At 60.1% G+C, this 19,719-nt stretch carries 23 protein-coding genes and 1 tRNA gene; 14 read left to right on the top strand and 10 right to left on the bottom strand.

The window, feature by feature from the left end:
- Positions 1 to 119 precede the first annotated feature (119 nt).
- Positions 120 to 431: a hypothetical protein gene (locus tag AB1E34_RS13710; RefSeq protein ID WP_372572909.1), complete on the bottom strand. Its 312-nt coding sequence runs from the start codon at positions 429 to 431 to the stop codon at positions 120 to 122.
- 645 nt (positions 432 to 1,076) lie between these two features.
- Between AB1E34_RS13710 and AB1E34_RS13705 the strand changes: the two genes are divergently transcribed.
- On the top strand, positions 1,077 to 1,424 hold the full coding sequence (locus AB1E34_RS13705; protein WP_372572908.1) for a hypothetical protein: 348 nt from the start codon (positions 1,077 to 1,079) through the stop codon (positions 1,422 to 1,424).
- A gap of 11 nt (positions 1,425 to 1,435) precedes the next feature.
- Positions 1,436 to 2,392 (top strand): major capsid protein, encoded by a 957-nt coding sequence (locus tag AB1E34_RS13700; RefSeq protein ID WP_372572907.1) that lies wholly within the window; start codon positions 1,436 to 1,438, stop codon positions 2,390 to 2,392.
- Between the two features lie 38 nt (positions 2,393 to 2,430).
- Here AB1E34_RS13700 and AB1E34_RS13695 read toward each other — a convergent pair whose 3' ends face one another.
- Entirely contained in the window at positions 2,431 to 3,177 is a 747-nt protein-coding gene (locus tag AB1E34_RS13695; protein ID WP_372572906.1) for a hypothetical protein, read from the bottom strand.
- Positions 3,178 to 3,275: 98 nt separating this feature from the next.
- Here AB1E34_RS13695 and AB1E34_RS13690 point away from each other — a divergent pair, with 98 nt between their 5' ends.
- Genes AB1E34_RS13690 through AB1E34_RS13670 form a run of 5 tightly spaced genes read left to right on the top strand, consistent with a single transcriptional unit; the run spans position 3,276 to position 5,007 of the window.
- Positions 3,276 to 3,527 carry a hypothetical protein gene (locus AB1E34_RS13690; protein WP_372572905.1) on the top strand — a complete coding sequence of 84 codons (252 nt, stop codon included), beginning with the start codon at positions 3,276 to 3,278 and terminating at the stop codon, positions 3,525 to 3,527.
- A 1-nt stretch (position 3,528) separates the two neighbouring features.
- Positions 3,529 to 4,044 (top strand): DnaT-like ssDNA-binding protein, encoded by a 516-nt coding sequence (locus AB1E34_RS13685; RefSeq protein WP_372572904.1) that lies wholly within the window; start codon positions 3,529 to 3,531, stop codon positions 4,042 to 4,044.
- Positions 4,041 to 4,295 (top strand): hypothetical protein, encoded by a 255-nt coding sequence (locus tag AB1E34_RS13680; protein WP_372572903.1) that lies wholly within the window; start codon positions 4,041 to 4,043, stop codon positions 4,293 to 4,295. Before AB1E34_RS13685 ends, AB1E34_RS13680 begins: the two co-directional genes overlap by 4 nt.
- 2 nt (positions 4,296 to 4,297) lie before the next feature.
- A complete protein-coding gene (locus tag AB1E34_RS13675; protein ID WP_372572902.1) occupies positions 4,298 to 4,807 on the top strand; it encodes a hypothetical protein in 510 nt (169 codons plus the stop codon).
- 44 nt (positions 4,808 to 4,851) lie between these two features.
- Positions 4,852 to 5,007: a hypothetical protein gene (locus AB1E34_RS13670; RefSeq protein WP_372572901.1), complete on the top strand. Its 156-nt coding sequence runs from the start codon at positions 4,852 to 4,854 to the stop codon at positions 5,005 to 5,007.
- A 178-nt stretch (positions 5,008 to 5,185) separates the two neighbouring features.
- Here AB1E34_RS13670 and AB1E34_RS13665 read toward each other — a convergent pair.
- Positions 5,186 to 5,261: transfer RNA gene (locus AB1E34_RS13665), tRNA-Ile, on the bottom strand.
- A gap of 106 nt (positions 5,262 to 5,367) precedes the next feature.
- On the opposite strand from AB1E34_RS13665, the gene purM reads away from it, so the two are divergent.
- The 3 genes from purM (at position 5,368) to rnd (ending at position 8,294) form a co-directional block, all read left to right on the top strand.
- Positions 5,368 to 6,414, top strand: a complete 1,047-nt coding sequence (purM, locus tag AB1E34_RS13660; protein ID WP_372572900.1) for a phosphoribosylformylglycinamidine cyclo-ligase — start codon at positions 5,368 to 5,370, stop codon at positions 6,412 to 6,414.
- On the top strand, positions 6,411 to 7,007 hold the full coding sequence (purN, locus tag AB1E34_RS13655) for a phosphoribosylglycinamide formyltransferase (RefSeq protein ID WP_372572899.1): 597 nt from the start codon (positions 6,411 to 6,413) through the stop codon (positions 7,005 to 7,007). Before purM ends, purN begins: the two co-directional genes overlap by 4 nt.
- A gap of 129 nt (positions 7,008 to 7,136) precedes the next feature.
- Complete coding sequence (gene rnd / locus AB1E34_RS13650; protein WP_372572898.1) at positions 7,137 to 8,294, top strand: ribonuclease D; 1,158 nt, start codon at positions 7,137 to 7,139, stop codon at positions 8,292 to 8,294.
- A gap of 7 nt (positions 8,295 to 8,301) precedes the next feature.
- Here the strand turns inward: rnd and AB1E34_RS13645 are convergent, their stop codons facing one another.
- Positions 8,302 to 8,817 (bottom strand): hypothetical protein, encoded by a 516-nt coding sequence (locus AB1E34_RS13645; protein WP_372572897.1) that lies wholly within the window; start codon positions 8,815 to 8,817, stop codon positions 8,302 to 8,304.
- A gap of 154 nt (positions 8,818 to 8,971) precedes the next feature.
- Here AB1E34_RS13645 and AB1E34_RS13640 point away from each other — a divergent pair, with 154 nt between their 5' ends.
- Positions 8,972 to 9,382: a SufE family protein gene (locus tag AB1E34_RS13640; RefSeq protein WP_372572896.1), complete on the top strand. Its 411-nt coding sequence runs from the start codon at positions 8,972 to 8,974 to the stop codon at positions 9,380 to 9,382.
- Between the two features lie 33 nt (positions 9,383 to 9,415).
- Here AB1E34_RS13640 and AB1E34_RS13635 read toward each other — a convergent pair whose 3' ends face one another.
- Together AB1E34_RS13635 and AB1E34_RS13630 are read right to left on the bottom strand one after the other, a co-directional pair.
- Positions 9,416 to 10,069 (bottom strand): DUF1638 domain-containing protein, encoded by a 654-nt coding sequence (locus tag AB1E34_RS13635; RefSeq protein ID WP_372572895.1) that lies wholly within the window; start codon positions 10,067 to 10,069, stop codon positions 9,416 to 9,418.
- Positions 10,070 to 10,268: 199 nt separating this feature from the next.
- On the bottom strand, positions 10,269 to 10,967 hold the full coding sequence (locus tag AB1E34_RS13630; RefSeq protein WP_372572894.1) for a cobalamin B12-binding domain-containing protein: 699 nt from the start codon (positions 10,965 to 10,967) through the stop codon (positions 10,269 to 10,271).
- Between the two features lie 210 nt (positions 10,968 to 11,177).
- On the opposite strand from AB1E34_RS13630, the gene AB1E34_RS13625 reads away from it, so the two are divergent.
- Both AB1E34_RS13625 and AB1E34_RS13620 read left to right on the top strand, forming a co-directional pair.
- Complete coding sequence (locus AB1E34_RS13625) at positions 11,178 to 12,257, top strand: PA0069 family radical SAM protein (RefSeq protein WP_372572893.1); 1,080 nt, start codon at positions 11,178 to 11,180, stop codon at positions 12,255 to 12,257.
- Positions 12,258 to 12,352: 95 nt separating this feature from the next.
- Positions 12,353 to 12,910 carry a hypothetical protein gene (locus AB1E34_RS13620; protein ID WP_372572892.1) on the top strand — a complete coding sequence of 186 codons (558 nt, stop codon included), beginning with the start codon at positions 12,353 to 12,355 and terminating at the stop codon, positions 12,908 to 12,910.
- Between the two features lie 8 nt (positions 12,911 to 12,918).
- On the opposite strand, the gene AB1E34_RS13615 is transcribed toward AB1E34_RS13620, so the two are convergent.
- The 3 genes from AB1E34_RS13615 to gltX form a co-directional block, all read right to left on the bottom strand.
- Positions 12,919 to 13,833, bottom strand: coding sequence for an SMP-30/gluconolactonase/LRE family protein (locus tag AB1E34_RS13615; protein WP_372572891.1), 915 nt, complete (start codon positions 13,831 to 13,833; stop codon positions 12,919 to 12,921).
- 178 nt (positions 13,834 to 14,011) lie between these two features.
- Positions 14,012 to 15,307 carry a citrate synthase gene (gene gltA, locus AB1E34_RS13610; RefSeq protein ID WP_372572890.1) on the bottom strand — a complete coding sequence of 432 codons (1,296 nt, stop codon included), beginning with the start codon at positions 15,305 to 15,307 and terminating at the stop codon, positions 14,012 to 14,014.
- A 116-nt stretch (positions 15,308 to 15,423) separates the two neighbouring features.
- On the bottom strand, positions 15,424 to 16,839 hold the full coding sequence (gene gltX, locus AB1E34_RS13605) for a glutamate--tRNA ligase (protein ID WP_372572889.1): 1,416 nt from the start codon (positions 16,837 to 16,839) through the stop codon (positions 15,424 to 15,426).
- Positions 16,840 to 16,918: 79 nt separating this feature from the next.
- Between gltX and AB1E34_RS13600 the strand changes: the two genes are divergently transcribed.
- A complete protein-coding gene (locus AB1E34_RS13600; RefSeq protein ID WP_372572888.1) occupies positions 16,919 to 18,970 on the top strand; it encodes a ComEC/Rec2 family competence protein in 2,052 nt (683 codons plus the stop codon).
- On the opposite strand, the gene lexA is transcribed toward AB1E34_RS13600, so the two are convergent.
- Complete coding sequence (gene lexA, locus AB1E34_RS13595) at positions 18,964 to 19,662, bottom strand: transcriptional repressor LexA (RefSeq protein ID WP_372572887.1); 699 nt, start codon at positions 19,660 to 19,662, stop codon at positions 18,964 to 18,966. The two genes, AB1E34_RS13600 and lexA, sit on opposite strands and share 7 nt — an antisense overlap.
- Positions 19,663 to 19,719: the final 57 nt, after the last annotated feature.

The following is a 19,719-nucleotide window of genomic DNA, read 5'->3' as shown; positions in this document are numbered from 1 at the left end:
AGGTCCATGGTTGGTTTGGTCATCGGGGTCCTCGCGTGGTTCGTGGTTGAAGTCGTAAAACTCCACCCGACCATACACCTCGATGGCCACCCGGCATTACACCGTTGAAGGCATGGAAATTACACCACGTGCTCGGACACTAACTGCTTGTGGCCCTTCAGTGTCAGGGGACTTATCAGTCCTGCGGCCACTTGCGATTCAAGGTGCCTGATGAACAGTCCCACCAGCCATGTGATTGAGCCCTTCTTAGCGGCCCTGTCGGTCTTGGGTAGGTTGTTTAAAGCAGCCTGATAAGACGCTAGGAACTCAGGACTTCCCGGCTCACCCTTCAGGGTTACCTTCCGTCCTGCTTTCTCAAATCTATATCTGGTGTTTCCGCTCGGCAGGGTCTCCCGGTAGACGTATTTGAGCTTTACGTCCAAGTCAGTCATCTCCCCAAGGCTCCGGTCCATCTGGATCGTGGTCAACGGGCTTTTGCCTGTCAACCGGATCAATCACAACCACGCCGTCGGGGCGCACCTCGATAACAGCCGTTGGCACGGTTTCTTGTGCCGCCAAGATGGCGCGCTTGATGTGTGCTTTGGTTACTCGCGCAATGATGATATTATCGACGGTGTAGAATGGGCTTCGGTTCTGGATGGGCGAACAAGCGCGATTTGCCGGTCTCTGGACGGGCAGACATTCCCGATTGATGAGGGGCCACGGCTGCCGGCGCACATCTCCTGCCGGTCTGTGACGGTTCCGCGAGTAAGGGATAGCCTGTCCATTCTTGGCAGAAGCGGGGAGCAGATTGCTCGCGGCGCAGACGGGATCGAGCGGGTTCCGGCAAATCAGGACTACTACGCATGGCTGAAGACACAGCCTGCGGCCTTCCAAGACAGCGTAATCGGGGCAGAGCGCGGCAAGCTATTGCGGAATGGCGGTTTGTCCGCTGATCGGTTCCGAGCGCTGCAACTGGATAGGAATTTTCGACCGCTAACGCTTGAGGCGATGCGGGAACTTGAGCCAGCGGCGTTTGCTGCGGCTGGCATCTAACCGACTGGCGGGGCCGGTCACCATCAAACCAGAGGTTCAGGATGGCTATTAAAGCAATCCTCGACACGCTTGAAGGCGTGGACGAGGCGAATCAGGCGTTCTACGCCGAAGATGGCGGAAAATTCGTGCTGGATGTCGATAAATACTCGGCAGCTCAGGTTAGCGCGGCAGTTGATAAGGAAACCAGCGGCCTCAAGGCCAACCTTGATGATCTCAAGGCAGACCTTACCGCAAATCCGGCGATTATGCGCCTGACGCGCGGAACAGATGCGAGTGGTGGCGGGGCCGCTACTCCGAACGGCAGGGCCGGTACAAGTGCCAAATCCTGGGCGGAAGCAAAGACCGCGAAGGAAAAGGCCGAATTCCTGAAACAGAAAAAAGCCAGTTGAGGAGATAACCAATGGCTCTTTCAAACATGCAGGTATTCGAGCAGTACGCTTACGGCTCGGCTACCGAAACCATCGCGCAGCAGGTCGACCTCTTCAATGAGGCAACCCGTGGCGCAATCACCCTGGTCGCAGCTCAGAACGAGGGCGACTACAGCACCGAAACCTTCTGGAAGGAGATTGCGGGCCTGACCCGTCGTCGTGATGCATATGGCTCCGGGGCCGTAGCTGCCGTTGCTCTTGCTCAGGAAGCACACACCGGCGTCAAGATCGCTGGCGGCACGCCTCCGATTGCCTTTGAGCCTCAGCAGCTTTCGTGGATTCAGAAATCCCCGGATGAGGCAGGCGTCGTGATCGGCGAACAACTCGGTCGCGGCATGGTTGGCGATATGATCAACTCCGCCGTCCGTTCGGCGGTCGCCGCTGTCGGTAACAACGCTGCGGTTATCCACGATGGCACCGCAGGTACCGCCACACGTGGTGGCCTTGTGACTGCCGCTGGTAAGTTCGGTGACCGCATGGGCGATATCGTCGTGTGGGTGCTTCACTCAAAGGTCATGACTGATCTATACGGCGAAAACCTCACCAACACGAACCGTCTGTTCGACATCGGCACCATCGCCGTGATGGAGGATGGCTTCGGTCGTCCGTTGGTGATGACCGACAGTGCGGATCTGATCACAACTGGTACGCCAGACACCTACCATACACTGGGTCTGTCGGCTGGCGCTGTTGCAATCGAAGATAACGGTGACCTGTTCACCAATATCGAGACCTCGAACGGCAACGAAAACATCGCTCGCACGTTCCAAGCCGAATACACCTTCAACTCGAAGGTCAAGGGCTATTCCTGGGACAAGGCAAACGGCGGCGCGTCTCCGACTGATGTCGAGCTTGCGACCGGAACCAACTGGGACAAGGTTGCAACCGACGACAAGAACACCGCCGGTGTTCTGCTGAATACTCAGTAAGGCATCTGAGGGGCCGGGTAACTGGCCCCTTCTCCAGGTCATACAGACCAGCTACGGGAGGTCTTTGTTGTTTTGGGATTGGGAGCGTCTTTGCCCTTTCGACCACTTATCTCCTCGCGAAGTTTTTTGTAGAAATTGTCGAGAGGGGTGAAATGCTGTTGGTGGACAGACTCGTCGCCCGCTCTGTCTTTTCGGGCTGCGGCCCATTTAAGCAGCCTTGTGTTGGGTGTCACTCTGTATGATTTTCCGTCGTCGGTTTCATTGAGAACCCTGTTCTCATACTCTTTGGTGACCTTCCTCAGGTAGTGTTCAGCAGTTCTGACCTGACTAACGCCATCTTTTGCCACCTCTCTCAGTGGTTCTGGGTCGCTTTCCATAATCCTCGCGAATTGCTCCAATTCTAGTTGACCGAGGTTCAGTTCATCCATGAGCTTTTGATAATCGGCGATTGAAATATGGAATTCGCCTCCGTCTGCTCTGACCATCTCGCGTCTAAGTTTCCTGCGAATAAACTTGATTCGGTTATAAGATGTTGTCACCTCTCTCAGGAACTCCTCCAGAAAGCTTCTGCGTGCCCGTCGCGCTTCGTATTCGGACTGAAGGTACTGATAAAGCAAACCAGCCCCGCCCACGATCATCGTCGCAATCGAGAATTTGAACAATTCGTGGAGCATTTTGCCTTTGTCTGCTGGGATTTCGGCAGTCCAATCGAAGACAAAAAACAGGTAAAGGCCCCCAAGGAGCCCAAAGACAATTAGCGCGATGCCAATCAAGGCTAATCTCATAATCTGTATCCCTCAGAAAAATCAGAACAAATGAGTCGCTGCGTACTGTTCCTTCAAGAATAGCACAGGTCCCCAACTTGGCGTTAACGGAGACATCCATGAAAATTGCATACGAACCGCATCCGGTTGCGCCGGATCGCAAAGCAGAATTGCGCAAGCAAGGCTTCAAGATCATTGACGCCAAGTTCCGGCCTGTCGATCAGGTCGAACCGATCACACGCGAATCCATCGCAAAGATGCCGAAGGCCAAGGTGCTGGCGTATCTGGCAGAGCACGGCATTGATGACGCAGAAGGCAAGGTTGCCGATCTGCGCGAATTGCTCACCAACGTGATGTTCACGGACCTCTGATATGGCCCTAGACACCACCATCGGCGGCGCATCAGCCGACAGCTATGCAACCCTCGCTGAGTATCGCTCTTATGCGGAGGCCATGGGATGGTGTCTGACGCTGAATGACATCACAGACGAGATCAATCTTCGTCGCGCAGCGATAGTGAATGATGCGGGTCACAATTGGCTGGATTACCGAGTTTCTGCGGATCAGGCACTTCAGTGGCCACGTTACATCGCGCGTTATGTCGATGGCTTTCCGGTGCCTGCGGACAGCATCCCGACGCCGGTCAAGAATGCGCAAATGGAGATGGCCTATCTGATCCAGAACGGCGCTGATCCATTTGCCACGGTTTCGACCGGCTCAGTTGTATCTGAGCGAAAGAAAGTGGACGTGATCGAGACCGAAGCGACCTACAAAGACAGTTCAGCGTTGATGCGCCCTGAGTACACAGGGGTTGATCGGCTGCTAATGCCCTATACATCTGGGCGAGTTGGACAAAAAGCGGCCTCTGTGCCTAATATGCGCGTGTGAAAGAGAAACCTGTTATCCAGTTGGCCCAGGACAGGGCAGAAAAGCCCGACCAAGAGGCAATTGGCGCTGTGTGTGACGAGCTTCAGGGGCAGCGCTATTGCGGGGAGATATCGGCGGTTGCTGTGGTTTCCCTGTTGAATGGCGGCGGCGTTCACATGGATGCCTATTCCGGGCTGACAAAGGTGCAGCGCATGGCCCTTGTGGGCGCGCTGGAAGAACTGAAGGCTAAGCTTCTTGTTTGTACAGACTGATAATGATCTGGTTTGATCGATTTCGTTCAGGTGTGGAGTTAATCGGTCTGCTGGGGGCAGCTATCACAGGCGTGGCAGCGACATTTTGGCTGTTCTATAGCCTAACCGCATGCCCGAATTTCTATCTACAGGGACCATGGGAACTTGAAACCGCTGTGGGTAGATCGAACATTGATGCAGTTGACCCCAATGAGACTAGCCAATTCGCGTTATCCATGTTTCAGACATGTAGCCGTCAGTCGGGCGAGTTGAGGATTTTCGGCGGGGGGACCAAAGAGGAATTCAAAGGTGAGCCAACAAAGGGTCCAGACAGAACCACGCTAACTCTTGAATTGATCAAGCGCGAACGCGGGAAGGTCTGGTTCTCCTTCGAAGAACAGTTTTCATCGAGGCTTGGACACGGACAGCTCGAGTTTACTTACAACAAGAAAAACAACACCTTTGAGGGCTCATTCCTGTCCACCATTGGAGAGACTACGGGCTCGGCTATTCTTCGTCAGCGCCGAAGATAGACGGAGAAATCGCTGCGGTCGCAAAGATCAAGATTGGGGTTCCCATGACATTCTATGCGGAAATGGCGGCTGTGGCCGATGAATTGCTTGTTGAGTTCGGCTTTGACGCCACGATCCGCGCGAAAGACACCGCCACCGACCCTGTGACGGGCGCTGGAGGGTCAAACGGCGCAAAGCCCGGTTTACCGGTGAGCAGTTGAAGCACGTGGCTCGCGAGGCGGCTCAGGCGTGGCAGGGTTAACTTCCAACCCCCGGAAATATTTTGACGGTTGGAAACATGGGGGAATCGACCGGCTAACCCTATGATTTCCTTAAACCCCGGTTTTCCACCCCATGGGGGAATGACTTTGTTTATTATCAATATGTTAGCGGGAATTTTGGTAGGCCTGGAGGGATTTGAACCCCCAACCAAAGCGTTATGAGCGCTCTGCTCTAACCGTTGAGCTACAGGCCCGCCTGAGGCCCATGCCTAACAGGATCGCGGGTCGCGTCAAGCCTGACCGTTGCATGCGCGCGCGCAATGGACTAACCCGCGCGCAGGCAATGACGAGGACGCGATCATGACGGCGGGCAAGAACGGCATCACCTATGCGGATGCAGGCGTGGATATCGATGCGGGCAATGCTCTGGTCGACCGGATCAAGCCGGCCGCCAAGCGCACCAGCCGCCCCGGCGTGATGAGCGGGCTGGGCGGGTTCGGCGCATTGTTCGACCTCAAGGCCGCGGGATATGACGACCCGGTTCTGGTGGCTGCCACCGATGGGGTCGGCACCAAGCTGCGCATCGCGATCGACACCGGTCTGGTAGATGGCGTTGGCGTTGATCTGGTGGCCATGTGCGTCAACGATCTGGTCTGTCAGGGGGCCGAGCCGCTGTTTTTCCTGGATTACTTTGCCACCGGCAAGCTGGAGACCGATCAGGCCGCGCGGATCATCGAAGGCATTGCAACAGGCTGCGAACGCTCGGGCTGCGCGCTGATCGGTGGCGAAACCGCCGAGATGCCGGGCATGTACCCAGAGGGTGATTTTGACCTCGCGGGTTTTGCCGTGGGCGCGATGGAGCGCGGCACCGCGCTGCCCGAGGGCGTGCAGGAGGGCGACGTGCTGCTGGGACTGGCCTCGGACGGGGTGCATTCCAACGGCTATTCGCTGGTGCGGCGCTTGGTCGAGATCTCGGGGCTGGGCTGGGAGTCCGATTGCCCCTGGGCTGACGGCTCGCTGGGGGCGGCGTTGCTGGCGCCGACACGGCTTTATGTGCGGCAGGTGTTGGCGGCGATCCGGGCAGGTGGCGTGCATGCGCTGGCCCATATCACCGGCGGCGGTCTGACCGAGAACCTGCCGCGTGTTCTGCCCGAGGGCATGGGCGCGGTGATTGATCTGGGCGCATGGGACCTGCCGCCGGTCTTCCACTGGATGGCCCAGACGGGCGGGATCGCTGAAGCAGAAATGCTCAAGACCTTCAATTGCGGCATCGGCATGGTGGTGGCCTGCGCCGCTGATCGCGCCGACGCCCTGGCGGACCTGCTGCGCCAACAGGGCGAAAGCGTTGCCGTTCTGGGCCATGTGACGGGCGAAAGCGGGATCGCCTATCAGGGCAAGCTGCTGTGAGTCCCAAACGGGTCGCGATCCTGATCTCGGGCGGCGGGTCGAACATGCTGACGCTGCTCGATAGCATGGCCGGCGATCATCCGGGGCGGCCCTGTCTGGTTCTGTCCAACGACCCGGAAGCAGGCGGGCTTGCCAAAGCGGCGGCGCGTGGCGTGCCGGTTGCCAGTGTCGATCACCGGCCGTTCAAGGGCGACCGTGCCACGTTCGAGGCCGCTTTGTTGCAACCCCTGCTGGATAGCGCGCCGGATATCCTGTGTCTGGCCGGGTTCATGCGGGTGCTGACAGCCGATTTCGTGGCCCGGTTCGAAGGGCGGATGCTGAATATCCACCCGTCGCTCTTGCCCAAATACAAGGGGCTGCACACCCATGCCCGCGCGCTTGAGGCCGGCGATGATGAACATGGCTGCACCGTGCATGAGGTCACGGCGGCGCTGGATGATGGCCCCATTCTGGGACAGGCGCGGGTGCCTGTTGAACCCGGCGACACGCCTCAGACGCTGGCGGCGCGGGTCCTGGTGCAGGAACACCGCCTTTACCCAGCGGTGCTGCGCCGCTATGCGGCAGGTGATCGCAGCCCGGTTTTTCTGGATTGACGGCCTTCAAATCACTGTTACGCGAGCAATTGCAGTTAGGCGACGTTCTGCGTATGCTCAGCCTTGGGGTTCCGGCATGTCGGAACAGGGGCGAATGCGACAACAAGAAGAACAGGGCATCCGAGCCGAATGAAAACACTGACAACGACCCAAGAGCTGGCCGCCTTCTGCACCGCTGCCGCCCAACATCCCTATGTGACGATAGACACCGAATTCATGCGCGAGCGGACCTATTACTCGCGCCTGTGTCTGGTGCAGATGGCCTTTCCCGGCGAAGGCGACGAGAACGCCGTGCTGATCGATCCGCTGGCGGATGGCCTGTCGCTTGAACCGCTCTATGACCTTTTCCGCAACGAGGATGTGGTCAAGGTCTTTCACGCCGCGCGCCAGGATCTGGAGATTTTCTGGATCAACGCACAGGTCTTTCCCACGCCGCTTTTCGACACTCAGGTGGCGGCCATGGTCTGCGGCTTTGGCGATCAGGTGGGATATGAGACGCTGGTGCGCAAGATCGCAAAAGAGGGCGTCGACAAATCCTCGCGCTTTACCGACTGGTCCCGCCGTCCGCTGAGCGAGGCGCAAAAGACCTATGCGCTGGCCGATGTGACCCATCTGCGGTTGATCTATGAATATCTGGCGGCCGAGCTTGAGAAATCCGGTCGCAGCCACTGGGTGACCGAGGAATTGCAGGTTCTGACCGACCCGGCCACCTATCTGGTGCAGCCCGAACACGCCTGGCAACGGGTCAAGACGCGCACCAATTCCGGCAAGTTTCTGGCGGTGGTGCGGGAATTGGCCAAGTTTCGCGAAGGCTACGCGCAGGCGCAGGATGTGCCGCGCAACCGCGTGTTCAAAGATGACGCACTGATCGAGCTGGCCTCGACCAAGCCGCGCAACCCCTCAGATCTGGGCGGCTCGCGCCTGCTGTTGCGCGAAGCCCGCAAAGGGCCGATCGCCGATGGGATTCTGGCGGCGGTCAAGCGCGGGGTGAACTGCCCGCCCGACCAGATGCCCAAGCCTGATCGCAGCCGCGACAAGCTGCAGGTAAACCCGGCGCTGGCCGATCTGCTGCGGGTGTTGCTGAAGGCCAAGACCGAAAGCGCTGGTGTGGCTGCCAAGCTGATCGCACCCAGCGCCGATCTCGACCTGATCGCGGCGGGCGAGCGCGATGTGCCCGCCTTGTCGGGCTGGCGCTATGAAGTCTTCGGTGAGGACGCGCTGCGGTTATGTGACGGGCAGATCGCGCTCTCGGCCAAGGGTCAGAGCGTGAAGGTCGTCGCGCTCTGAGCCCGGATCAGCGGCGACGCGATTCCAAGGCATTCTGCTCGGCGGTCACCCGGATCAGGCGGATACCCTCAAGCGTTTCATTGGAGACCGAGACCGCATCATGGATGGTGCGCGAATCTTCGTCGCCCTGCGGTGTTGCCTGTTGGGGATAGACCACGCGGAACGTATAGCTGAGCACACCGTTCTTGGTGTTCTCCTCGGACCGGTTGCGGCGCAGAACCGCGTCAAAGCCGCCCTGACGCTGGGCGACACCGGTGGCATAGATGATCGCGCCGGTATTGGTCTTTTCGACCCGCATTGCGGTCACTTTCGTAATCGGGACAGAGGCGTCTACCGGGTCCGGCCGATCGAAGAGGCCGAGTCTGTCATCCTCGGACGGCAGCAGCGGGTTGACCGAGCCTTCGCTGTCGACATTGACCGGTGCCGGCTCCGGCCCACCGAACCAGTTTGACGGGTTCACACGCGACTCGCGCCACGCGCTGCACGCGCCCAGCGTCAGTGATCCGATCAGAAGAACTGTCAATGAAACCCGCATCTGCAACCGCCCCGGTCAATTCATCTTGCCTTGAAACCGGTTAGCCTATCCGGCGGCGCTTGAAAACCCATCGCGGGTCTGGACAGGCGGGCAGGGCGCGCTTAGGTGACGGTTCAGACCTGCCAGATGACGGAGCATGCCAATGGCCAGCCCAGCCTTTGAAGATATTGTCGAGGATTTCGAGTTTCTCGACGACTGGGAAGATCGCTATCGCCATGTGATCGATCAGGGCAAGGCGATGGAGCCACTGAATGACGCGCTGAAAGTACCCGCCACCAAGGTGCATGGCTGCGCCAGTCAGGTCTGGCTGCATCCGGTGATCGAGAACGGGATGTTCCGGTTTGACGGCGACAGCGATGCGCTGATCGTGCGCGGCCTGATTGCGGTTTTGCGCGCGCTTTATAACGACACGCCGGTGGGTGAGGTGCCGAAAATCGATGCGCGGGCCGAACTGGAACGGTTGGGGTTGAACGACCATCTGTCGGCGCAGCGCTCGAACGGGTTGCGCTCGATGATCGAGCGTATCCGGGACGTGGCGGCGGAAAACGCCTGATACATGCAGAGGGCTTTGCCTCCTCGGATATTTTCAGCCGGATGAAGCGGGGTCGCGGTCGAGCGCGGCGAGGGCGGTTTTCAGGTCGCCATATCCGGTGACGCGACGCTCGAATTCCAGGCCCATGCGCTCGGCGCAGGCGCGGGCCTTTTCTGTCAGCGCCGGGTCGTCGATCTGGGCTTGGTAGACCAGCTTGGTGTAGTTCCCGAAATACATGTCGCGCAGTTCTGGATGCCGGTCGAGCCCCATCGGTTTCCAGATGAAGGCATCGAATTGGCGCACCAGAAAATCGGTGAGGTAGAAGGCGGTGAACTCGTCCTCGGCCAGTTCGGCGAAGCGATCATTGCCTTCGAAGAAGGAATAGCAATGCGGCCCGGCAACCATCTGCACGCCCAGCCGGTCGCAGAGCGAATGCAGCATCCCGCCGGTGCCGCAATCGGCATAGACCACGAAGATGTCGTCATACTCATCGCGGTTCTTCAGCACCGCGTCTTCAACCGCCTGCGGGATTTTGTCGGGGTGGAGGTGATAGATCGCAGGCAGGCAGGTCAGGGTCATATGCGACCAGCCATTGGCCTTGATCAGGGCGAGGATCTCGCGCGCCAGCGCACCGCAGGCGATCAGCAGAACCCGCCCCTCGCCGCGCGCTGGCAGGCCTTTCTGGGTCAGTTCCGCATCGCTGATCATGGCTGGTCTGTCCCCTCGGCCGAAATCAGGCGCCAGCCCGGACCGTCAGGCCAATCGCAGCAATGGCGAGCAGGACAATCACGGGGTTTGGTTGCATGGTCATCTCTCCTTTGGGCCTATCTGGTGTTGGGGCGGACAAAAGAAAAGGGCGGTGCCGATTGCGGCCCGCCCCGATCTGCGTGTTCTCGGAAACGTGCCGTCAGGCGGACAGTTGGTTGTGCTTGCGGCTGACGAAATCCTTGGCCGTCTCAACCGCGACGGCGGCATCACGGCAATAGGCGTCGGCACCGATGGCCTTGCCGAATTCCTCGTTTAGCGGTGCGCCACCGACCAGCACGATATAGTCATCGCGTATCCCCTGTTCGACCATCGTGTCGATCACAACCTTCATATAAGGCATCGTGGTGGTGAGCAGGGCGGACATGCCGAGAATATCGGGCGCTTCGTTTTCCAGCGCTTCCAGATAGTTTTCGACCGGGTTGTTGATGCCCAGATCGACCACTTCGAAGCCCGCGCCTTCCATCATCATCGATACCAGATTCTTGCCGATATCGTGGATGTCGCCCTTGACCGTGCCGATCACCATCTTGCCCACGCGCGGTGCGCCGGTTTCGGCCAGCAGCGGCTTGAGGATGGCCATGCCGCCCTTCATCGCGTTGGCGGCCAGCAACACCTCGGGCACAAACAGGATGCCGTCGCGGAAGTCGGCACCAACGATGGTCATGCCACCGACCAGCGCCTTGGTCAGGATGTCATAGGGCATCCATTTGCGCTCCAGCAGGATGTTCACGCCCTCTTCGATCTCTTCCTTGAGACCGTCATAGAGGTCGTCGAACATCTGCTGAACCAGTTCTTCGTCGTCGAGTTCCGACAGGATGATGTCATCTTCTTCCGACATACGCGCGATTCCTCGGTGTTACGGGTGTGTGACCCTAGGTTATTTCTTGGTTCTTTTTGCGCAAAAGGCCGCAAATGGACTGCGTTAATTGCGACACTGCCGACGCTACAACCGACCTATAGAGATGAATTCCAAAATCCGGAAATGAGAAATTTGCAGGAAGATGATGTGTTTGTTGTGATTGTTCTTGGTTTGTTCTAATCTTGGTGCATGGATCAATCTACCCCTCTTTCCGCGCAGCGCAAACCGGGTCGCGGTGCGGTTTCGAACGCGCCTGGGCGGTTCGAGATGGCGCGCGAAGAGGTCTGGGATGGATGGGAGATCGCCGAAGAGGCGACGCTCTTGCGCACCGAGCTGCGAATGGAACAGGCGCGCAGCCTGATCAGCTATAACCGCTCGCCCGATCTGCCGTTTGACCGCTCGATCAATCCTTATCGCGGGTGCGAGCATGGCTGTGTCTACTGTTTTGCGCGCCCGACCCATGCCTATCTGGGGCTGTCGCCAGGGCTGGATTTCGAGAGTGTTCTGGTGGCACGGCCCAACGCGGCAGAGGTTCTGCGGCGGGAATTGTCGGCGCGGCGGTACAAGGTGGCGACCATGGCGATCGGCACCAATACCGACCCCTATCAACCGGTCGAGCGCGATCACGGCATTGCCCGCGCCTGTCTGCAGGTGCTGGCCGATTTCAACCATCCGGTGGCAATTGTCACAAAAGGCGCGCTGATCGAACGGGATCTGGATATTCTGGCACCGATGGCTGCCAGGGGTCTGGTACGGGTCGGGGTTTCGCTGACCACGCTCGACAAGGACCTGTCGCGCCGGATGGAGCCGCGCGCGCCGTCGCCTGCGCGGCGGCTCACGATGATCCGGCGGCTGAGTGAGGCAGGTGTGCCGGTGCGCGTGATGACTTCGCCGCTTGTGCCGGGGTTGAGCGATCATGAGCTTGAGGCGCTCTTGCAGGCGGGGGGTGAGGCCGGAGCGACGACCGCAAGCTGGATCATGCTGCGCCTGCCGCGCGAGGTGTCGGCGCTTTGGCAGGAATGGCTGGCCGAACATTACCCGGACCGGGCCGCACGCGTGATGGCGCGGCTGCGCGAGATGCATGGCGGCAAAGAATATGACGCGCGCTGGGGCCACCGGATGCAGGGGCAGGGACCCTATGCCGAAATGGTGGCGCAACGGTTCAGGGCCACCTGCCGCAGGCTTGGCCTGTCGATAGAGGCCCCGCCGCTCAGGACCGACCTTTTTGCGGTCCCGCCGCAGGCTGGGGATCAGCTGAGCCTGTTCTGAGCGGGCGAATTTCACGTTTCTGCGAGAATGGCCAGCGATGCTGGTCGGCGAGGCAAGGCCCGCTTAACACGTAAGGGGAGATGGGGGAGTGCCGAATGAAAAGATCACTGATGGCGGCGCTGCTTTGCGCTATGGGGTCCCAGCAGGCGCTTGCGACAGTTCTGGACGGACGCATCCTGCGGCAAAGCGGGTCGGGGGCGTTCGTCAAACTTGATACGACCACGCCCTTCGATGTGGGGGCCGACAACTTCAATACCGACAATCTCTATGCCTTTGACGAGGATCAGAACATCACGCTGGACGCTCCGATCCGGGTTGATATCGGCGGCGAAGGCGGCGAGATTCCGGCGGGCATGGTGGTCGCCAGCCACTATGTCTTTTTCGACAGCTATAATGGAATCCACTACGGCTATGTGGATTTCGACGCGCCGATTCTCGGTGTGGCAGCGCTGCCTGCGTCGATGGATGCCACGGATTTTCTGGCCAACACCTCGGTCAATTACATCAGCACCGACCTGCGCGGTCTTGAGCCCGGCGACTATGTCTGGATCGAAGAGGAGGACCCGTTCCGACTCTGGGTCTACTGGGCAGGCTCGTCGCCCGGCGACTACATCCGGGTATTCACCTCGCAATCGCCTGCCGCAATGATGTAGCCGCGCCGTCAGCCTCCAAATCGCGGCTCCGGAAGGCCACGCACACCGAGTCCATGAATGGCAAAAACACTGCCGGGCAACGGGTGATGCGCGAGTTCTTCCGGCGTCAGAAACGCCTGTTGCGAGGTGACGAAAAGCGTCTCGTAATTGTCACCGCCAAATGCCACGCAGGTGGGGCTGCGCACCGGCATGTCGATCTCGCGATCAAGGCGGCCATTGGGATCGACCCGCAAGATCTTGCCGCCCAGATTCAAGGCGAACCAGTAATACCCCTCGGCATCGACCGTCGCGCCGTCAACAATGGCGGGCTTGCGACCCTCAAGCGAAAAGAATGGTCGTTGGTTGTGGATACGCCCCTCGTCGATGTCAAAGTCGAACACGTAGATCATGCCTCCGAACGTGTCGCCGAAATACATCCTTGTGTCCTCGGGGTCGAAGGCGATCCCGTTGCTCACGACAAAGGAGTAGTCCTCGGCGGCCTTGCGGCAGGTGAGGTCCGGTTCAAGGCAGTAGATTTGGCAGGAGGCGTCGGCGAGATGCGAGTCCATGCTGCCGCACCAGAACCGACCCCGGCGGTCAGTCTTGCCGTCGTTGAGACGCGTGCCGGGCATCTTGGGTTCCGGGTCCAGGATTTTCTCGAACGCACCGGTTTCAAGGTCGATGGTGCAGAAGCCGGAATTCGCACCACAAACAAGCCCGCCGCCGACGCGAAACGCAAATGATCCAACCTGCTCCGGCATCTGCCAGGTGTTGCGGGCGCCGGTGGCGACGTTCAACCGGCGCAGTGAAGGCCGTCGATTGTCGGTTGGATCGATGTGGGGGGCGACGTGATCCGCCCAGTAGATCGAGTTCTCTTCGGCAACCCAGATGGGTGTCTCACCCAGGCCGTCGTTACATTCCCAAAAGCACTCGATCTCGACCATCACACCCCTCTTGCCCGGCCGCACGCCGAGTGTTGAAATTTTGCCATGCGGTCAGTATCGCACGCCGTTTCACGGCTCACAAATGTCTTGGTTTCTCGTCGAATATACCGGCTCGCGGGCGCGCGCACGCAAAAAGGCCCCGCATAGTGCAGGGCCTTTGGGAAGGGTAAAAGCGGGATCAGCGCTTTTCGATATCCACGTAGTCGCGCTTGGTCTCGCCCAGATAGAGCTGGCGCGGGCGACCGATCTTGTTCTGTGGGTCGGCAATCATCTCTTTCCACTGGCTGACCCAGCCCACGGTGCGGCTGAGCGCGAAGATGGGCGTGAACATGGATGTGGGGAAGCCCATCGCCTCAAGAATGATACCCGAATAAAAGTCGACATTCGGGAACAGCTTCTTCTCGGCGAAATACGGATCTTCCAGCGCCTGTTTCTCCAGCGCCTTGGCGACCTGTAGCTTGGGGTTGTCTTCAATCCCCAGCAGATCCAGAACCTCATCCGCCGATTGCTTCATCACCGTCGCGCGGGGATCGAAGTTCTTGTAGACCCGGTGGCCAAAACCCATCAGGCGGAACGGATCGCTCTTGTCCTTGGCGCGGTTGATGAATTCAGGGATGCGATCAACGGACCCGATCTCGCCCAGCATTTCAAGGCAGGCCTGATTGGCGCCACCATGGGCCGGACCCCAGAGACAGGCGATGCCAGCGGCGATACACGCGAACGGATTCGCGCCCGAGGACGAGGCCAGACGCACGGTCGAGGTCGAGGCATTCTGTTCGTGGTCCGCATGCAGGGTAAAGATACGGTCCATCGCACGGCTGAGGATCGGGTTAACTTCGTATTCCTCGGCAGGCACGGCAAAGCACATGCGCAGGAAGTTCGACGCATAATCCAGATCGTTGCGCGGATAGATAAACGGCTGACCGATATGGTATTTATAGGCCCAAGCCGCGATGGTCGGCATCTTGGCGATCAGCCGGTGCGAGGCGACCTCGCGCTGATGCGGATCATGAATGTCGGTTGAATCGTGATAGAAGGCCGACATCGCGCCGACAACACCCACCATGATCGCCATCGGGTGCGCATCCCGGCGGAACCCGCGATAGAAATACTGCATCTGTTCGTGCAGCATCGTGTGGCGGGTGATGGTGGTTTCGAATTTCTCAAGATCCGAGGCGTTCGGCAACTCGCCATACAGCATCAGATAGCACACTTCGAGGAAATGCGACTTCGAGGCCAACTGGTCGATCGGATAGCCACGGTGCAGCAATTCACCCTTGTCACCATCGATATAGGTGATGGTGCTGTCGCAGCTTGCGGTTGAGGTGAACCCCGGATCGTAGGTGAAAACGCCTGCAGTGCCATAAAGCTTGCGAATGTCGATCACATCCGGTCCGGCGGTCGGCGAGAAGATCGGCAATTCATAGGTTTCGCCATGTACGTTCAGCGTGGCCGATTTCTTGTTTTCAGTCATTATGTCCCTTCCTCTTCTAAACACGTCAATGGTGCCAGACGGAGGCATCAGAACCGTGCGGATGTTGCTCGCGCGGGGGCCGCGCAAGCCGGGTTATCGGGGAGGCGTAGCCCCTGTCAGGACGACCGGGCCAGTTCCGCCGCGTCTGCCAATCGGGCCAGGGTTTCTTCACGACCCAGAACGACCATCATGTCAAACACCGAAGGTGTTGCAGACCGGCCCGCCAATGCGGCGCGAAGAGGTCCGGCCAGTTTGCCAAACTTCGTTTCGCGCGCCTCGCAGAAGGCGTTTAAGGTCTCCTCCAAGCTTTCTCGCGACCAGCTAGCATTTTGCAGATGCGGCGTCAAATCGTTCAGTATACCGTCGGATACAGAATTTAGGGCCTTGCTGGCCTTCTGATCCGGCGCAATGGGCCGTGATGCCAGAACAAACGCCGCTTTTTCAAGAAGTTCAGGGAAGGTGCGCGCACGATCCTTGAGGCAGAACATCGCCCGCTCAAGATTGTTTGATTGTGTTTCCGTCAATGCGGGCTGTTCTGCTGCCGCCAGATAGGCTTCGATTTCCTGCCGCAACGCAGCGTCACTTGAGATTGCGATATGCTGACCGCAGAGGTTTTCCAGTTTCTTAAGATCGAACCGGGCGGGGCTTTTGCCGATTCCCCCCAGATCGAACCAGTCGCGCGCCTGCGCGTCCGTAAAAAACTCATCATCCCCATGGCTCCAGCCCAGCCGCGCCAGATAGTTGCGCATCCCGGCGGCGGGGTAGCCCATCGCCTGATATTCCTGCGCCCCGAGCGCACCATGACGCTTGGACAGTTTCTTGCCGTCGGGCCCGTGGATCAGCGGGATATGCGCCCAGACCGGAACGTCCCAGCCCATCGCCTGATAGATCATCATCTGCCGTGCGGCGTTGTTGAGGTGGTCATCACCCCGGATCACATGTGTCACGCCCATGTCATGATCATCCACAACCACGGCCAGCATATAGACTGGCGTGCCGTCCGAGCGCAGCAGAACCATATCGTCCAACTGCTCGTTGCGGATGGTCACGTCGCCCTGCACCTGATCGCGGATGACGGTCGTGCCCTCCTGCGGTGCCTTGATGCGGATCACGTAAGGCGCATCCGGGTGGGTCGCGGGATCAGCTTCGCGCCACGGGCTGCGGAAGAGGGTGGATTTGCCTTCGGCCCTTGCCTGCTCTCGGAAAGTGGCGATCTCCTCCTGGGTAGAGAAGCACTTATAAGCCTTGCCCTCAGCCAGCAACTGTCGCGCCACTTCGGCGTGACGCTCGGCCCCCTCGAACTGGCTGATCACCTCGCCATCATGGTCAAGGCCCAGCCACGCCATGCCCTGCAGGATCGCCGCTGTTGCCTCGGGGGTGGAGCGCTCGCGGTCGGTATCCTCGATCCGCAGCAGGAACTTGCCGCTCCGGCCACGGGCATAAAGCCAGTTGAACAGCGCCGTGCGCGCGCCGCCGATATGCAGGAACCCGGTCGGAGACGGGGCGAAACGGGTGACAACCTGATCAGACATTGATGCCTTTTACCTTTTGGTAACCATGTGGGAGATAGCGTTGCCGTCTGAATAACGAGCCGGACGGACAGGAGCAAGCATGCGCGTTCTGGCGCGGATCGAGGCGGCGCTGCTGGCGCAACGCGGATACCTGTTTCCTTGGGCACCGGTCTGCATGGCGCTGGGGATCGGCGCTTATTTCCTGCTGCCGCAGGAGCCGTCCCGCGCATTTTATCTGACAGTGGCGCTGGCGGGGTTTTCGGGCATCTGGGTCGCGCGGCGCCATCCGGGTGCATGGACGCCGCTCGGCGCGGCGTTGGCCCTTGCGGCTATCGGGTTCCTGTCGTCGGGCTACCGCGCGCATCAGGTCGCCGGGCCGGTGCTGGATTGGCACTATTACGGCCCGGTTGAGGGGCGCGTGGTCGGGTTGGATCGATCGGCGTCTGATGCGCCACGTGTCACGTTGGACCGGGTGCGGCTGCTGCGTGTCGCCCCGGATGAAACACCGCGGCGGGTCCGTATGTCGCTGCACGGGGATGCCGTTGCGCAGCTGGTGCCGGGCCAACAGGTCATGACCACCGGGCATCTGTCACCCCCGCAAGGCCCGGTCGAGCCCGGCGGGTTCGACTTTCGCCGCCATGCCTGGTTCAAGAGCATCGGCGCGGTGGGCTATACGCGCGTTCCGGTTCTGACTGTGGCGCCGCCCGACCTGGACCATCTGGGGATGCGGATCTTTGCCCTGCGCATGGCGGTATCCAGCCATATCAGGCAGGTGCTGCCGGGCGATGTCGGTGGGTTTGCCGCCGCCGTGACCACCGGCGACCGCAGCGGCGTCAGTCTGGCCACGCTCGATGCGCTGCGCGCCAGCAACCTGGCGCATCTGCTTGCGATTTCAGGGCTGCATATGGGGTTGTTGACCGGTTTTGTCTTTGCTGCCTTGCGGTTCGGGCTCTGCCTGATCCCGCCTTTGGCGCTGCGCTGGCCGGTCAAGAAGCTGGCCGCGATTGGCGCGCTGCTGGCGGCGGCGGTCTATCTGGCGCTTTCGGGTGGCAATGTCGCAACCGAGCGCGCCTTTGTCATGGTCTCGGTCATGCTCTGTGCGGTGCTGGTGGACCGCCGTGCGATTTCGCTGCGCGCCGTGGCCATGGCGGCGTTGATCGTTTTGGCGCTGCGGCCTGAATCCCTGCTCGGCCCCGGGTTCCAGATGTCCTTTGCCGCAACCACCGCGCTGGTCGCGGTCTTTGGCGCGATCCGGGGGTGGGAGGTCTCGGTGTTGCCCAAGTGGCTGAAACCGACGGCGGGGGTCGTCATCTCCTCCGCCGTGGCGGGGTTCGCCACCGCGCCGGTAGCGGCGGCGCATTTTAATGCCATCGCGCATTATGGCCTGCCTGCCAATCTGCTCTCGGTGCCGCTGATGGGGCTTTTGGTGATTCCTGCGGCGGTTCTGGCCCTTTGCCTGTCGCCCTTCGGGCTGGGCTGGATCGGGCTGAAGCTGATGGGGCTGGGCCTGACTTGGATATTGGGGGTCGCCCACTACGTGGCTGGCTTGGAGGGCGCGCGCGGCTTTGTGGTCAGCCCCGGCCCAATGGTTCTGCCGCTCCTGTCATTGGGCGCGCTTTTTGTGATCTTGTGGCAAGGTCGATTGCGATGGGTGGGTGTTCTGCCGGTGCTCTGTGCCTTCGGGATTTGGGCCGGGGCTGAACGCCCTCAAGTGCTGATTGCCGATAGCGGCAAGCTGGTCGGCGTGATGACCGAGACGGGTAGGGTGCTCAGCCGGGCCAGGGGCAGTGGGTTCGTGGCCAAGGTGTGGTTGGAAAATGATGGCGACGGCAAGGATCAGGCAGCCGCAGCGACTCGCTGGGATACTGGCGAAGGATCACTGCCACAGATGCAGTTCGGGTCCTGGCAGATCATGCATGTTTCCGGCAAACGGGCTGCAAAAGCGGTGACCGAATGTGCGGCGGACCAGATCATCGTGACAGCCGTGCCACTGAACCTGTCCGGCGGCTGCCGCATCTTCGATCCTGCCAAGCTGCGCAGAACCGGCAGCCTGTCGATCAGCAACACTGGCGAGATCGCCGCAAGCAAGGCCACACAGCAGCGCCTTTGGCACGGGACGCGCGCCAAAGGGGCAGGGCGCAGGCGTCAGTAAGTGCGGATCAACCCGACCAGACGGCCTTGAACGCGCACTTTCTCTTCCGGGAAGACGCGGGTTTCGTAGGCCGGGTTTGCAGCCTCAAGCGCGATGGCGTTGCCACGGCGGAAGAAGCGTTTCAGCGTCGCTTCCTGATCCTCGACCAGCGCCACGACAATATCGCCATTGTCAGCCGCGCCGCTTTCACGGATCACCACGATATCGCCGTCGTTGATGCCCGCGTCGATCATCGAATCGCCTTTGACCTCAAGCGCATAATGCTCGCTGGTGCCGGACACCATCGTGCCGGGCACCGAGACATGGCTGGACACATGGCTGATCGCCTCGATCGGGACACCGGCGGCGATGCGGCCCATCACGGGCAGTTCCATCGCGTGAACGGCAACCGGTTCGGTATTGGCCGGGCGCGGCATGTCGGGGCGGTCGCCCTCGATGACACGCGGTTGGAATCCGAGTGTCGATTCACCACCCAGGCTTTCGGGCAGCTTCACGATCTCGATGGCGCGGGCGCGATGGGCGAGACGGCGGATGAAGCCGCGCTCCTCCAGTGCGGTGATCAGCCGGTGGATGCCGGATTTCGACCGCAGGTCCAGCGCCACCTTCATTTCGTCGAAACTGGGCGGGACGCCATCAGCCTGTAGACGTTTGTGAATAAACTCCAGCAAATCCAACTGCTTCTTGGTCAGCATTGCGCACACCTCTGCTCCATGCGTTTACATTTGTTCTACGCATGTTCCTGTTTTGTG

The organism is Ruegeria jejuensis, assembly GCF_041537905.1.
Taxonomy (GTDB): domain Bacteria; phylum Pseudomonadota; class Alphaproteobacteria; order Rhodobacterales; family Rhodobacteraceae; genus Ruegeria_C.
Note: the sequence above shows the minus strand (reverse complement) of the source record. Positions and strands in the feature narration are given on the sequence as shown.